The organism is Ramlibacter agri (genome assembly GCF_012927085.1).
Lineage (GTDB): Bacteria > Pseudomonadota > Gammaproteobacteria > Burkholderiales > Burkholderiaceae_C > Ramlibacter > Ramlibacter agri.
Genome location: NZ_JABBFX010000002.1, coordinates 896368 through 910794 on the forward strand (window position 1 = coordinate 896368; position 14427 = coordinate 910794).

At 68.7% G+C, this 14427-nt stretch carries 13 protein-coding genes; 6 read left to right on the forward strand and 7 right to left on the reverse strand.

Annotated features, from left to right (window positions below):
• Positions 1-3: 3 nt before the first annotated feature.
• The 5 genes from HHL11_RS22765 to HHL11_RS22785 all read left to right on the forward strand — a co-directional run bounded on the left by HHL11_RS22765 (position 4) and on the right by HHL11_RS22785 (position 5426).
• Entirely contained in the window at positions 4-927 is a 924-nt protein-coding gene (locus HHL11_RS22765; RefSeq protein ID WP_169420843.1) for an ABC transporter permease subunit, read from the forward strand.
• Positions 928-929: 2 nt separating this feature from the next.
• Positions 930-1799, forward strand: a complete 870-nt coding sequence (locus tag HHL11_RS22770) for an ABC transporter permease (RefSeq protein WP_169420844.1) — start codon at positions 930-932, stop codon at positions 1797-1799.
• The gene (locus tag HHL11_RS22775) at positions 1796-3544 is read left to right on the forward strand and encodes a M14 family metallopeptidase (RefSeq protein WP_169420845.1); all 1749 of its coding nucleotides are present in this window, start codon (positions 1796-1798) and stop codon (positions 3542-3544) included. Before HHL11_RS22770 ends, HHL11_RS22775 begins: the two co-directional genes overlap by 4 nt.
• Positions 3545-3628: 84 nt before the next feature.
• Complete coding sequence (locus HHL11_RS22780) at positions 3629-4138, forward strand: TRAP transporter small permease (protein ID WP_169420846.1); 510 nt, start codon at positions 3629-3631, stop codon at positions 4136-4138.
• The gene (locus HHL11_RS22785) at positions 4131-5426 is read left to right on the forward strand and encodes a TRAP transporter large permease (protein ID WP_169420847.1); all 1296 of its coding nucleotides are present in this window, start codon (positions 4131-4133) and stop codon (positions 5424-5426) included. The genes HHL11_RS22780 and HHL11_RS22785 overlap by 8 nt, the downstream gene beginning before the upstream one ends.
• A gap of 7 nt (positions 5427-5433) precedes the next feature.
• Here HHL11_RS22785 and HHL11_RS22790 read toward each other — a convergent pair whose 3' ends face one another.
• Entirely contained in the window at positions 5434-6300 is an 867-nt protein-coding gene (locus tag HHL11_RS22790) for an alpha/beta hydrolase (protein WP_169420848.1), read from the reverse strand.
• 131 nt (positions 6301-6431) lie between these two features.
• Between HHL11_RS22790 and HHL11_RS22795 the strand changes: the two genes are divergently transcribed.
• Positions 6432-7400, forward strand: coding sequence for a TRAP transporter substrate-binding protein (locus tag HHL11_RS22795; RefSeq protein ID WP_169420849.1), 969 nt, complete (start codon positions 6432-6434; stop codon positions 7398-7400).
• Positions 7401-7407: 7 nt separating this feature from the next.
• Here HHL11_RS22795 and HHL11_RS22800 read toward each other — a convergent pair whose 3' ends face one another.
• The 6 genes from HHL11_RS22800 to HHL11_RS22825 all read right to left on the reverse strand — a co-directional run bounded on the left by HHL11_RS22800 (position 7408) and on the right by HHL11_RS22825 (position 14427).
• On the reverse strand, positions 7408-8463 hold the full coding sequence (locus tag HHL11_RS22800; RefSeq protein WP_169420850.1) for an XdhC family protein: 1056 nt from the start codon (positions 8461-8463) through the stop codon (positions 7408-7410).
• A gap of 11 nt (positions 8464-8474) precedes the next feature.
• Entirely contained in the window at positions 8475-10592 is a 2118-nt protein-coding gene (locus HHL11_RS22805; protein WP_169420851.1) for a TonB-dependent receptor family protein, read from the reverse strand.
• Positions 10593-10648: 56 nt separating this feature from the next.
• Positions 10649-11455, reverse strand: a complete 807-nt coding sequence (locus HHL11_RS22810) for an ABC transporter permease (RefSeq protein WP_169420852.1) — start codon at positions 11453-11455, stop codon at positions 10649-10651.
• Positions 11452-12627 (reverse strand): ABC transporter substrate-binding protein, encoded by a 1176-nt coding sequence (locus HHL11_RS22815; RefSeq protein WP_169420853.1) that lies wholly within the window; start codon positions 12625-12627, stop codon positions 11452-11454. The genes HHL11_RS22810 and HHL11_RS22815 overlap by 4 nt, the downstream gene beginning before the upstream one ends.
• Complete coding sequence (locus HHL11_RS22820) at positions 12624-13535, reverse strand: PQQ-dependent catabolism-associated beta-propeller protein (RefSeq protein ID WP_342593261.1); 912 nt, start codon at positions 13533-13535, stop codon at positions 12624-12626. The genes HHL11_RS22815 and HHL11_RS22820 overlap by 4 nt, the downstream gene beginning before the upstream one ends.
• 145 nt (positions 13536-13680) lie before the next feature.
• Positions 13681-14427, reverse strand: a complete 747-nt coding sequence (locus tag HHL11_RS22825; RefSeq protein ID WP_169420855.1) for an ABC transporter ATP-binding protein — start codon at positions 14425-14427, stop codon at positions 13681-13683.

Below are 14427 nucleotides of genomic sequence, written 5' to 3' on the forward strand. Positions count from 1 at the left end.
GAAGTGAGCGGATTCGTCCTCAAGCGGGTGCTGCAGGCAGCGTTCGTGCTGCTGGTGGTGACCCTGTTCGTGTCCTATGCGGTGCGGCTGACGGGCGACCCCGCCATCATGCTGGCCCAGGGCGCGGGCAGCGTCACCGAGCAGGACCTGGCGAACATCCGCAAGGGCCTCGGCCTGGACCAGCCCTTCCTGGTGCAATACGGCGCTTTCCTGCGCGGCCTGCTGCACGGCGACTTCGGCAAGAGCTTCATGGGCGGCACGCCGGTGGCGCAATTGATCGGCGACGCCCTGCCCGCCACCTTGTCGCTGGCCGGCCTGTCGCTGTTGCTGTCGGTGCTGGTCTCGGTGCCGCTGGGCATCCAGGCGGCCATCCACCAGGGCAAGGGCACCGACCAGTTCATTCGCATCATCTCCCTGGTCGGCCTGAGCTTCCCCAATTTCTGGCTGGCCATCATGCTGGTCCTGCTGCTGTCCATCACCTTTCCGCTGCTGCCGCCTTCCGGCTGGGACGGGCCGCTGAGCCTGGTGATGCCGGCGCTGACCATGGCCATCATCCTCTCCGCCACCAACGTGCGCCTGGTGCGCACCGCGATGCTGGAGACGCTGTCGGCGCAGTACATCATGGTGGCGCGGGCCAAGGGCTTGAGCGAGCGCATCGTGCTGTACAAGCATGCGCTGCGCAACTGCGCCATTCCCCTCATCACCTACATCGGCCTGCAGTTCGGCAACCTGATCGGCGGCATCGTGGTGGTGGAGAAAGTCTTCAACTGGCCGGGCCTCGGCACCCTGGCCTTCGACGCGATCTCCGGGCGCGACTACCCGGTGCTGCAAGGCACGGTGACCGTGCTCTCGCTGATCATCGTGCTGGTCAACCTGCTGGTCGACATGGCCTACGGCCTGGTCGATCCGCGCATCCGCAGCAAGTGAGCATGCAGACTGTTGCCCCCACCCTGGACAGCGCTCCGCCGCGGAGCGGCCTGCCCTGGCGCTCGCTGGAATTCGTCGTCGGCGGGCTGCTGACCGGGTTGATGGTGCTGCTGGTGCTGTTCTCGCCCCTGCTCTTCCCCGACCGCGGCGCCGCGATGGACCTGGCCGCGCGCCTGAGCACGCCCTTCACGAACTGGTCGCACATCCTCGGCACCGACCCCCTGGGCCGCGACGTGCTGGCCCGCGTGCTGGTGGGCGGCCGCATCTCGCTGATGGTGGGCGTGCTGTCGGTGCTGGGCGCCACAGTGCTCGGCGTGGCGGTCGGCCTCGTCGCCGGCTACTACCGCGGCGTCTGGGACATGGTGCTGATGCGCTGCGTCGACGTGCAACTGGCCCTGCCCTTCATCCTGATCGCCCTCACCTTCATCTCCATCCTGGGCGGCGGACTGGGCAACATCATCCTGTTCATGATCCTGTCGCAGTGGGTGCAGTTCGCGCGCCTGGTGCGCGGCATGGTGCTGTCGGTGCGCGAGCGCGAATTCGTGCAGGCGGCCCGCGCCTTCGGCGTGCGCGACCTGCCCATGGTCTGGCACCACGTGCTGCCCAACGTGTTCGGGCCGGTCATCATCCTGATGACGCTCAACGTGGCCAACAACATCCTGCTGGAAAGCAGCCTCACCTTCCTCGGCCTGGGCGTCGACCCGCTGATCCCCAGCTGGGGCGGCATGCTGGCCGACGGCCGCACCTACATGCAGACGGCCTGGTGGGTCAGCGTGTTCCCCGGCGTGGCCATCATGCTCACGGTACTGGGCCTGAACCTGCTGGGTGACTGGCTGCGGGACCGCATCGACCCCACCGGCAAGACCCGATGACCGAAACGCTTCTGCTCGAAACGACCGTCCCCCGCACGCTGGACGCCTGGCTGGCCCGTTTCGAGGACGGTTCCTGGCGCGGCACCCGTGTCGAGGGATGGCTGTTCGAGGACGCCGCCGCGCGCCGGGCCGCCGAGCGCCGCCTGGCCGCCGCCGGCGTGCAGGCCTTCTTCCGCAGCGCCTACAAGCCGCTGCTGCACTTCTTCCTGGAAGAAGTCGAGGCGGCCGGCCTGGTGTCGGCGACGGTGCGTTACCCGGTGCACGCGCAGGCTTCGGCGCAGCGCTTCCTGCTGGAGGCCTATCCGCTGGCCGGCCTGTGGCCGCAGTGCCGCTTCGAGTTCGTCGCCGGTGGCGAAGGGCTGGACTACGAGGTGAACTTGCGCTGGCACGACGGCCGCGAACAGCAGGCCTGCGTGTTCGCGCCGAACCGCGTGCATGTGGGCACGACGGGCAGCCCGCTGCTTTCGCCCACCGGCTGGCTGCGCACGCAGCATGGCGACGCCGCCGAGTCCACCGACTACGAGCAGGTCTTCGCCCGCATCGTCGAATGCGTCGAAGGCCATGCCTGGCCGCAGGCCGAACCCTTCTTCGAGCGCCTCGACATCCGCGTGGAGCTGCCCGGCATCGCGCAGCGGTTGCCGGTGGGACACGAGACGGTAAGCACGCACGAGGCGCTGCACGAGGACATCTACTTCTCGCTGCTGGAGATCTTCCAGCGCCGCTCGGGCCGCGCGCCCGGCGATCGTCGCCTGCAGCCAGGGCAGATCGTGCCGGATGTGCGCGCTGCAGCTGGCCCTCTCGGCTTGCGCATTGCCCTGCGCGCCTTTCTCCCTCTCCCCCTGGGAGAGGGCCGGGGTGAGGGCACGAGCGACGATGTGCCACTTGCGCAGCTGGCGCAGGCCCCCACCGCCACCCGCATCACCCGCGAGATGCAGCAACTCGGCGGCCAACCCTTCACCGCCCTCACCCGCCAAGGCCGCCCCGTGCTGGGCCTCTACCAGCCCGGCCCCACCGCGCCCGTGCTGGTCAGCGGCGGCCAGCACGCCAACGAAACCTCGGGCATCGTCGGCGCCCTGCGCGCCGCCGAGACCTTGCGCGCCCGCGGCGAGCACTTCGCCCTGATCGGGCTGGAAAACCCCGACGGCTACGCTCTCCGCAGCGAGCTGGCGGCCTGGCATCCCGAGCACATGCTGCACGCCGCGCGCTACACCGCGCTCGGCGACGACCTGGAATATCGCGAGCAGGCGCCCTGGTTCGAGCGCGAGGCGCGGCGGCAAGCGCTGGCGCTGTCGGACGCGCAGTTGCACGTCAACCTGCATGGCTATCCGGCGCACGAATGGACGCGGCCGCTCTCGGGCTACCTGCCCCAGGGCTTCGAGCTGTGGACCGTGCCCAAGGGCTTCTTCCTGGTGCTGCGGCACCACCGCGACTGGCAGGCCGAGGCCCGCGCGCTGCTGGCACGAGTTGCGCAGGCGCTGTCCGCAGTGCCGGGGCTGGCCGACTACAACGCCCGCCAGCTCGCGCTGTACGAGCAGCATGCCGGCGGCCTGCCCTTCGAGCTGCTGCATGGCATGGCCTGCACCGTCACCGAAGTCGAACGCGCCGACAGCGCGCCGGTCACCCTGATCACGGAGTTCCCCGACGAGACCGTGCACGGCGAGGCTTTCCGTTTTGCGCATACCGTGCAGATGGAGACCGTGCTGGCGGCGGTGGCGGCCTGGCAAGAGCTCGCGCGACGCAGCTAGCGCGGCCTACGGGCATCCCGGGATACGGCGCCGGCACCCGCGCCCCTACACTCGCCCCTGGAACAACAACGGACGGGACGAGGTATGCGACGTTTGCTGGATTTCCTTTATGACGCGTGCGCCTGGCTGGCGGCGCTGGCCATGGTGGGCGTGCTCGCGATGGTGCTGCTGTCCATCGTCAGCCGCCAGCTCGGTTTCCACGTGCCCGGCACGGACGCCTATGCCGGCTACTGCATGGCGGCCGCGGGCTTCCTGGCACTGGCCCACACGCTCAAGCGCAACGAGCACATCCGGGTGACCTTGCTGCTCGGAAGCCTGAAAGGCCGCGCTCGCGACGGCCTCGAAATGTGGGCAATGACGGCGGGCGTGTTCCTCGCCGGCCTGTTCGCCTGGTATTCGCTGCGCCTGGCCTGGGTGTCGCGCGCCATCAACGACGTTTCCACCTCCAACGACGCCACGCCGCTGTGGATCCCGCAGCTGGCGATGGCGCTGGGCACGCTGGTGCTGCTGGTCGCCTTCATCGACGAGTGGGTGCTGCAACTGCAGGGCCGCCGTGTCGCGGCCAGCTCCGAGGAGGCCTTGCACAATGAGTGACTTCGGCATCACCGCCCTCCTGATCCTCACGCTGTTCCTGCTCCTGGGCAGCAGCATCTGGATCGGCCTCACGCTGACCGGTGTCGCCTGGATCGGCATGCAGCTGTTCTCCTCGCGTCCGGCCGGCGACGCGATGGCTGTCACGGTCTGGGGCTCGTCTTCCAGCTGGACCCTCACGGCGCTGCCGCTGTTCATCTGGATGGGCGAGATCCTGTTCCGCACCAAGCTCAGCGAAAGCATGTTCCGCGGCCTCGCGCCCTGGGTCTCGCGCCTGCCCGGGCGGCTGCTGCACACCAACGTGGTGGGCTGCACCATCTTCGCGGCGGTGTCCGGCTCGTCGGCGGCCACCTGCGCCACCATCGGCAAGATGACCCTGCCGGAACTGGCCAGGCGCGGCTACCCGGAGGAGATCACGATCGGCTCGCTGGCCGGCGCCGGCACGCTGGGCCTGTTGATCCCGCCCTCGATCATCATGATCGTCTACGGCGTGACGGCGGACGTGTCCATCGCCAGGCTGTTCGTCGCCGGCATCCTGCCCGGCATCGTGCTGGCCGCGCTGTTTTCCGGCTACCTCGCCGCGTGGGCGCTGCTGAACGGGCACAAGGTGCCGGTGCCGGACCGCGTGCTGAGCTTCGCGGAGAAGATGCACGAGTCACGCCACCTGATTCCCGTGGTGCTGCTGATCGCCGCCGTGCTGGGCTCCATCTATTCCGGCCTCGCCACGGCCACGGAAGCGGCCGCGGTCGGTGTGGTGGGCTCCATCGTCCTGTCCGCCGTGCAAGGCTCGCTGAACTGGGCCACCTTCCGCGAAGCGCTGATGGGCGCCACGCGCCTGTACTGCATGATCGCGCTGATCCTCGCCGGCGCCGCCTTCCTGACGCTGGCGATGGGCTACATCGGCCTGCCGCGCCACCTGGCGGAGTTCGTCGGCTCGCTGAAGCTGTCGCCCTTCATGCTGATGGTCGCGCTGTCGGTCTTCTACATCATCCTGGGCTGCTTCCTGGACGGCATCTCGATGGTGGTGCTGACCATGGGCGTGATCCTGCCGACCGTGCAGGCCGCGGGCTTCGACCTGGTGTGGTTCGGCATCTTCATCGTCATCGTGGTGGAGATGGCGCAGATCACCCCGCCTGTGGGCTTCAACCTGTTCGTGCTGCAGGGCATGACCGGCAAGGAGATCACCTGGATCGCCCGCGTGACGCTGCCCTTCTTCTTCCTGATGTGCGCGATGGTGCTGCTGCTGTGGTTCGTGCCGCAGCTGGCGACCTGGCTGCCGGCGCGGATGTGAGGCGGCTTCAGGCGGCTTCCTTCTCCAGCGCCTCCAGCCACTGCGCCACTTCCGCGGCCACCCTGTCGGTGCCGCCGGCAATGCTGCCATCCAGCGCCAGCAGGTGGTCCAGCCCGCGCAGCACTTTCAGCGCCGCGTCGGGCCGGCCGACGTGCAACTGCCGCGCCTGCTGCATGTCCACCTGCCGGTCCGCGTCGCCCTGCAGCAGCAGCACCGGCAGGTCCAGCTGCGCCAGCACTTGCGGCGGGTCGTGCCGGAACCAGGAGATGAGGTAAGGCTGCACGCTGGGGCGCAGCAGCAGGGTCAGGGCGTCGGGCACGTCGTCCACGGTCTCCTCCGCATCCAGCGCGTCCAGCGCGGCGAGCGCGGGAGCCAGCAGGTCCGGCGGCAGGCGCGGCTCCAGCTGCCGGCGGATCAGGTCGGAAGCGCGTTCTCCCGCGCCAGCCACGCACACCAGCGCGCGCGGCCCCAGCTCCAGCGCGGCCAGCGATGCGATCAGCGCACCTTCGCTGTGCCCCAGCAGCGTGAGGTCCAGGAAGCGGTCGTCCTGCTGCAGATGGCGGCCCAGGGCGGTCGCGTCGTCCACCAGTTGCTCGAAGCGCAGCGCGTCCTCGCTGAGGCCTGGGTAGCTGCTTGCGCCGACGCCGCGCTTGTCGTAGCGCAGCGACGCGATGCCGCGCGCGGCCAGGGCCTGCGCCAGCAGCTTGAGGTTGTCGCAGGGCGCATCCAGCAGGAAGTTGTTGCCATCCCGGTCGGTGGGCCCGGAGCCGGCCACCAGCAGCGCCGCCGGCCATGGGCCGGCGCGCTCCGGCAGCAGCAGGCTGCCGCACAGGCGGCCCCAGTGCATGGGGAGCGAGACCTCTTGTTCTGCCATCGGCCCACTCTAGCAAGGGCGGGGCCGGCGCGCATCGTCCGGCGCCGACGCTTGGGGTAAGACCGCATCTGCTGGCGCACAACTTGCAAGTAAGCTGGGCCGATTCAACAACCCGGTGTCATGGAGCAAGCATGAGACTCAAGTTCGCCCTGTCCCTCGCCGCGTTCGCCTTCGCGGGCCAGGCCTTCGCCCAGGCCAAGTGGGACCTGCCGGCAGCCTACCCGGCCAGCAACTTCCACACCGAGAACCTGGAGCAGTTCGCGAAGGACGTGGACAAGGCCAGCGGCGGCAAGCTCAAGATCACCGTGCATGCGAACGCCTCGCTGTTCAAGGCGCCCGAGATCAAGCGCGCCGTGCAGGGCGGCCAGGCGCAGCTCGGCGAGATCCTGCTGGTGAACTTCCAGAACGAATGGCAGATCTTCGGCGCGGACGGCATCCCGTTCCTGGCCGACAGCTATGACGAAGCCGCCAAGCTGTGGAAGGCCCAGAAGCCCGTCCTGGACAAGAAACTGGGCGAGCAGGGCATGATGGTGCTGTACGCGGTGGCGTGGCCGCCACAGGGCATCTACAGCAAGAAGCCGATCGCCTCGGCGGCCGACATGAAGGGCCTGAAGTGGCGCGCCTACAGCCCCGCCACGGCACGCATCGCCGAACTGGTGGGAGCGCAACCGGTGACCGTGCAGGCCGCCGAGCTGTCGCAGGCCATGGCCACCGGCGTGGTCGATTCCTACATGTCCTCCGGCTCCACCGGCTACGACACCAAGACCTACGAGCACATCAAGAACTGGTACGACACCCAGGCCTGGCTGCCCAAGAACGCGGTGATCGTGAACAAGGCCGCCTTCAACGCGCTGGACAAGCCCACGCAGGACGCGCTGCTGAAGGCCGCCGCGGAAGCCGAGACCCGCGGCTGGGCCGCGAGCAAGAAAGCCAACCTCGAAGTGCTGGAGAAGCTGAAGGCCAACGGCATGCAGATCCTGCAGCCTTCGCCCCAGCTCAAGGCCGACATGAAGAAGGTCGGCGACACCATGCTGAAGGAATGGCTGGAGAAGGCGGGCCCGGAAGGCCAGCAGCTCGTGGACGCCTACCGCAAGATGTAAGGCGCGGCTAGCGCGTGGCGCAAACCAGGCCCGGGTCGTTCGGCTGCACGGCCCGCAGATTCTTCGCCTGCGCCACTTCCATGTCCCGCGGCAGCACGACGCCGTTCTTCACGGCCAGGATCTCCGCCATGATGCTCACCGCAATCTCGGATGGTGTCTTGCTGCCGATGAAGATGCCGATCGGTCCGCGCAGCCGCTGCAGGTCCGCGGCCGTGAGGCCGAAGTGCTCGATCATGCGCTGGTGCCGGGCCTCGTTGTTGCGCCGGCTGCCGATGGCGCCGACGTAGAAGGCCTCGGTCCGCAGCGCTTCCATCAGCGCCAGGTCGTCGAGCTTGGGGTCGTGCGTCAGCGCCACCACGCAGCTGCGGCGGTCCGGCCGGAACGCCGTGACGACGTCGTCCGGCATGTCGCTCACAACCATCGCGCCAGCGACGCTCCAGGCGCCGCGGTATTCCTCGCGCGGGTCGCACACGGTCACCGCAAAGCCGCTGAACAAGGCCATGGTGGCCAGGTATTCGGTCAGCTGCCCCGCGCCGATCAAGAGCATGCGGTACTCGGGGCCGAAGGTGTTGACCAGCCGCGTGCCGTCCAGGGTCAGCTCCTCGGGCGCCTGCGCGTCTTCCAACGTCACCGAACCATCGGCCAGGAGGACCGTGCGCCGCACCAGCCGGCCCGACTCCAGCGCCTGCACCAATGCATTCAGACTTGCCGCGTCGGGGTCGTATTCCAGCAGCAGTTCCAGCGTGCCACCGCAAGGCAGGCCGAAGCGGTGCGCCTCGTCCGCCGTCACGCCGTACTTGACGAAGCCGGGCGGGCCGGACGGGATCTGGTGCCCCGGCTCCTGGGCCGCATAGGCCTGCGTGTGGCGGTAGATCAGGTCGTCCTCGATGCAGCCGCCGCTGACGGAGCCCACCACGGCGCCGTCCTCGGCCAGCGCCATGATGGAGCCGATCGGCCGCGGCGACGAACCCCAGGTCCGCACCACCGTCGCCAGCAGCGCGCGCTTGCCCGCCTTGCGCCAATCGCGCAAGGTGCGCAGCACCATCACGTCCAGGTTTTCCATGCAGCTACCTCTCAGAACGCATAAGTCGCATTCACCCCGAGCAGCCACGTGCGCCCGGGGGCCGGCTCGAAGAAGCGCCGGTTGCCCTCGTTGACGATCACGGACCCCACGTACTGCCGGTCCAGCACATTGTCCACCCGGACGAATTCCCGCAGGGTCCAGCGGTCCCATTTCTGGTTCAGCCCCAGCCGCAGCGCGAACAGGCTGGCCGCGGAGGTGAAATCGGTGTTGCGGTCGTCCACGGCGATCTTGCCGATATAGCGGTACTCCAGCGCCGCTTCCACGCCGCGCTGCCGCCAGGCCAGCTCGGCAAACCCGAAAGCGCGCGGGATGCCCGGGATGCGGCTGCCCGCGGGAACCAGCGTATTCGGCGTGGCGCACGGCGCACTGACGCAGGTCAGGAAACCTTCGCTATAGGTGGCGTCCAGCCAGCTCGCCGTGGCCAGCAGCGACCAGGTCTCGGCCCACTTGCCGTCCAGCGAAGCTTCCAGGCCACGCCGCGTGGTGGCGCTCGCGTTCTGGTAGGTGCTGCGGCCGCCGGTGTTGGTCTGCACCACGATCTCGTTGCTGGTCCTGGCCTGGAAGAGGGCGACGGTGGTGCGCCAGTTCTGCAGCGGCTCCGCCTTCATGCCCAGTTCCCATTGCTTGCTGGTGGCCGGCTGCAGTCCCAGGTTCAGGCCCGGCTGGCCGTTGGGGCGGTAAGCGAGCTCGTTCAAGGTGGGCGTCTCGAAGCCCTTGCCCGCCGCCGCATAGAGGTTCAGCGTCTCGTTGACGTGCCAGACGGCCCCCAGCACCGGCGTGAGGGCGCTGTAGTCCACCGAGCCGCTGTCGTTGCCGTTGCCCGCCGTGATGTAGAGGTCCTGCGAGTCGAACTTCAGCTGCGAATGGCGCAGGCCCGCCGTCAGGGTGAAGTGCTCGCTGGTCCAGGTGCCTTGCAGGTACTGGTCGAAGCTGCGCACCTCGTTGTCCTCGTCGCGCCGCTGCGCGCCCATCACGCCGAGCGTCGAGCCGACGAAGTTCTGGAAGCCCTGGCGGTGTTCCTGCAGGTCCTCGGTGGTCAGGCCGGCGGTCAGCGCGAAAGGATGGCCGGCGATCTTCGTCTTGTAGACCCACTGGCCGTCCGCGCCCTGGTAGTCGCGATCGAGCACGATGACGCCGCCCGGGCTCGAGGCCGGCACTTGCGTGGCGACTGGAATCGCCTGGAACTGCTCGGTGCCGCGCTGGCCGCGCCAGGCCGTGAGCTTGAGCGAGTTCTCGTTGTCGACCCGCTGCTCCAGGATGGCGCCGGCCTGCAACTGGTTGGCGGACTTGCGGGTGTTGAACTGCAAGGCGGCGGGGCTGGCCTGCTGCGGGTTCGCTTGCAACTCGGCGCGCGTCAGGCCCAACGCGTCCTGCACGTCGGGCATGTCGACGTAGTTGATGACGACACTCAGCTTCGTGTCCGGCGAGAAGTGCGCGTTGAACTTGCCGTTGAAGCCTTCGCGGGTGGCCGCGCTGTGGTCGCGGAAGCCGTCGGTCTCGAAGCGCAAGGCGTCCATGCGGTAATCGACCGCGCCCGCGGTGCCGCTGACCTGCGCGTTGACGCGGCGCACGCCGTCGCTGCCCACCGCCGCGCCCGCATCGATCACGGTGTTGGGCGTGCCATCGGCCGTGAACAGGCTGATGACGCCACCGGATGAATTGCCGTACAGCGCCGAGAACGGCCCGCGCAGCACCTCGATGCGGTCGGCCGAAGGCAGGTCGAAATGCGAGATCTGGCCCTGGCCATCGGGCATGGTGGCCGGGATGCCATCCACGTAGAGGCGGAGACCTCGTACGCCGAAGGTGGAACGCGCGCCGTAGCCGCGGATGGAGATCTGCAGGTCCTGCGCGTAATTCTGCCGATTGAGCGCCACCACGCCGGGCGCCCGCACCAGCGATTCGGACAGGTTCACCTGCAACTGGTCTTCGTGGATGGCCTGCGAGGGGATCACGTCCACCGAGGCCGGCGTGTCGAAGGCCGACTGCACCAAGCCCGGTTGCGGGGTGACGACCACAGGACGCAAGGTCACGGCCGGTGCATCCGGCGTAGTCTGCGCCAGGGATTGCAGCGACGCGAGCGCTGCCAGGGCGATGACGCCTTGCCTCATGCCTGCCTCCTCCTCGTTGTCGTGATGGATCCCGGGGCTGGCCCGGGATGACAAGCTTACGGCGGACCCGCCCTCCGCGGCGTCCCGCGCTGCGGGTCGTAGCCCCACAGCGCCAATGCAAAGAATGCGATCGTGCAGCCCGCCACCACCGCGAGACTGCTCCACAAGGCCTGGCCATACAGCGCGAAGCGCATCGCCTCCACGGCATGCGTGAAGGGGTTGTACTGCGCGATACCGTGCACGATCCAGGCGCCCGACTCCTGCAGTTTCCACAGCGGGTACAGCGCAGTGGACAGGAAGAACATCGGGAAGATCACGAAGTTCATCGTGCCGGCGAAGTTCTCCAATTGGCGCACGTACACCGACAGCACCAGGCCCAGCGCGCCCAGCATCAGCGCCGCCAGTGCGAACACAGGCAATGAGGCCAGCGCGTACCAGGGGTCGATGTCGATGCCGAAGGCCCAGGCGGCCAGCAGGAAGGCGATCATCTGCGCCAGCGAGAGCGTCGCGCCGCCGGCCAGCTTGCAGGCCAGGATCCACCAGCGCGGCAAGGGCGCGGTCAGCAGCAGCCGCATCACGCCCATCTCGCGGTCGTAGACCATGGCCAGCGAACTCTGCATGCCGTTGAACAAGGCCACCATGCCCAGCAGGCCCGGCGCGAGGTAGACGCGGTATTCGATGTAGGTGTCGTAAGGCGGGTTGATGGCGACGCCGAAGACGTTCTGGAAACCGGCGGCAAACACCAGCAGCCACAGCAGCGGCCTCACCAGTGCCGACGCCAGCCGACCGGGCTGCCGCACGAAGCTGTGCAGCTCGCGGCCGGCGACGGCGCGCAGCGCGCGCAGGGCGTGGGCAGGCCTCATCGCGCCTTGCACGCCGTCTCCGGCGCGTCGTAGCCCAGGGTGTCGAGCGTGGTCCGCTGGTGCAGGAAGCCTTCCAGCGGCGCGATGTCGGCGACACCATTGCCATGCGCCAGCAGCAGCGGCTGCCGCAACTGCCCGTCCCAGGCGCGGAAGGACAGCGGCCGGCCCTTGTAGCCGTCGAAGCTAAGCGCGTCGCTTTTCAGCGCCTGCAACAGCTGCGCGGTCGTCGCCTTGGGATTGGCACCCACGGCCTCCGCCGCGGCGCGCGCCGCCATCCAGGTCGCCCAGTCGTAGCTGCCCATGACGCGGTTCGTCTTCTTCTCGAAGCGATGATTGAGCTGCGGCGCGCCCTGGCGCTCGAAGTAGAAGCTCCACGCGCCTGCGGTCAACCCACTGCTCCCCAGCACGAGCCGCGGCAGCACCGTGCGATAAGGGACGTCGCGCGCGAACTCGCCGTCGGCATCCAGCACCACCACCGCGTCGTAATCGCGTTCGGCCGTCAGCAGGCGCACGTTGCCCAGGTCGCGCTCGCGCGGGTCGTTCGACAGCTTGAAAGGCTTCTCCGCCAGCGGCTTCAGGCCGAAGCGCTTCAGGCTGCGCTGGAAGGCCGCTTGCAGCAGGCGATCGTCCGGTGTCGGCCCGGCGAGCACCAGCACGCGGTTCCACTTGCGCACGGCCAGCAACTGCACCAGCGCATCGGCCTGCATCGCGTGGCTGGGGATCGTGTGCAGCAGGTTGGGCGCGCACTGGGCGCCGCGCAGCGCATCCTCCGGCGCGGCGACGTTGAACAGGATCACGTCCTTGCCGCGCGCCGCATTCGCCACGGCGGCGACACCGGCCGCCGGCAGCTCCAGCAGCACGTGGCGCACGCCTTGCCGCAGCAGTTGGTCCAGCGCCGCCGGCAGGCCAGCGGCATCGGGCGCTTCCACCGTCACCAGCTTCGCCGACGCATAGCCCGCGTTCTGCAACGCGAAGGCGCTGTCGTCCAGCGCGATCTGCGCGGCCGGCGCCGAGCGGCCGTAAGGATGCTCCGGGTAGCCGTGCTCCAGCGACTGCGGCGAGAAACGCTCGTCGTCGCCCTGCGTCAGCAGACCCAGCAGGAAAGCGCGCGCCGGCTGCGCCGCGGCGGCCCCCGTGGCCAGCGCCAGTTGCAGGAGCAGCCGGCGCCTCACTCGGTCACCACGATGCCGTAAGGCACGCGCCCGACCCGCACCGTCTTCAGCGGCTTCAGCGATGCGGTGTCGATGATGGTCATGTCGTCCGACAGGCCGTTGGCCACGTAGAGCCGGCCGCCGTCCGGCGACACCGTCAAGCCCCAGGCGCGCTTGCCCACCAGCACGTAGGCACGGACCTGCCGGCTCGCCACGTCCACCACCGCCACGTGGTTGGCGCGGCCCAGGCCGACGTAGGCCGTCTTGCCATCGGGCGACAGCGCCATGCCCACCGGCGTCACGTCCTCGCTGCGCATGCCGGGCGGCAGGAAGGCGATGCGGCCCTTCACCGCGAGTTCGCCGGTGTCGATGATGGAAACGGCGGCATCGAGCTCGTTGCTGACCCACAGTTCGCGCCCGGCCAGGATGAAGCGGCGCGGCCGCTTGCCGACCGGAATGCTTTTCAGCAGCTTGCGGTTGGCGACGTCGATCACGTGGACCATGTTCGCCACCTCGGAGGTGACGTAGACCACCTTGCCGTCGGGGCTGGCTTTGACGCCTTCCGGTTCGGCCCCCACCTTCACCTCGAAGGCCTTCTTGCGCGTGGCGAGGTCGAAGGCGGTAAGCGCGGAGCTGTCCTCGTTGGAGACGTAGAGTGTCTTGCCATCGGGGCTGAGGTCGAAGGCCTCCGGGTCCTCGCCCACGTCCAGCCGGTCCACCGTCTTGCCGCTGGCGAGGTCCCACACGATCACGCGGTGGTCGTCGCCGCACGCAATCAGCATGCGCTGCTTGTCGGGCGTGAGCTGCATGTGCCGCGGGCGCTTGCACAGCGCCACGGAGCCGGTGACCTCCATCTTCACCGGGTCGACGACGGCCATGGCGTTGTCCTTCTCCGAGGAGACGTAGACCTGGCCGGCGAAGGCGGGCACGGCGAGAAATACGAAGATGAAGGCGGACTTCCGGACGCAAAAGACGCAAAAACTACGCAAAAGACGCAAAGGAAATCCATACCAGGTTTTTTTTGCGTCCTTTGCGGAACCTTTGCGTCTTTTGCGTCCGGAAGTCCTGCCTTCCTCAAGCAGCTTTCGCATGTCTCTCTCCTCCAGTGAGCTGCAGGAAGGCTGCCTCCAGCGTCTCCTGCCCTTGCGCCGCGCACAGCGCCTGCGGTGTGCCGTCGAAGCGCACCGTGCCCTTGTGCAGCACGATCACCCGCTGCGCGCGCTGCGCTTCGTCGACCAGGTGCGTCGCCCACAGCACGCCGATGCTGCGCTCCTCGCGCGCCTGCAGCACTTCCTGCAGCAGTTGCACCCGCGAGGCCGGGTCCAGGCCCACGGTCGCTTCGTCCATCAGCAGCAGCCGCGGCTCGTGCAGCAGCGCCCGCAGCAGTTCCACCTTGCGCCGGTTGCCGCCCGAGAGCTTGCGCCCCAGCTCGCCCGCCGAAGCCGCGAGCCCGAAGCGCTGCAACAAGGCCTCGATGCGCGGCCGCGATACCGACGACGGCAGCCCATGCAGGTCGGCATGGAAGCGCAGGCTCCGGCGCACCGTGAGATTGAGATCCAGCGCCGGCTGCTGGAACACGACGCCCAGGTGCGCCAGCGCCGCCACCGGGTTGCGCCGCATGTCGGCGCCCAGCACCTCCACGCTGCCGCTGTCCGGCACGAACAGGCCCGTAAGCAGCTGGAACAGCGTGGTCTTGCCGGCGCCGTTGGGGCCCAGCAGCGCCACCATCTCGCCTTCGTCCACCTGCAGCGACACCTTGTCCAGCGCCTGCGTGCGCCCATAGCGCTTGCTGACGTCGCGGCAGGAGAGCACGGCGGCCAT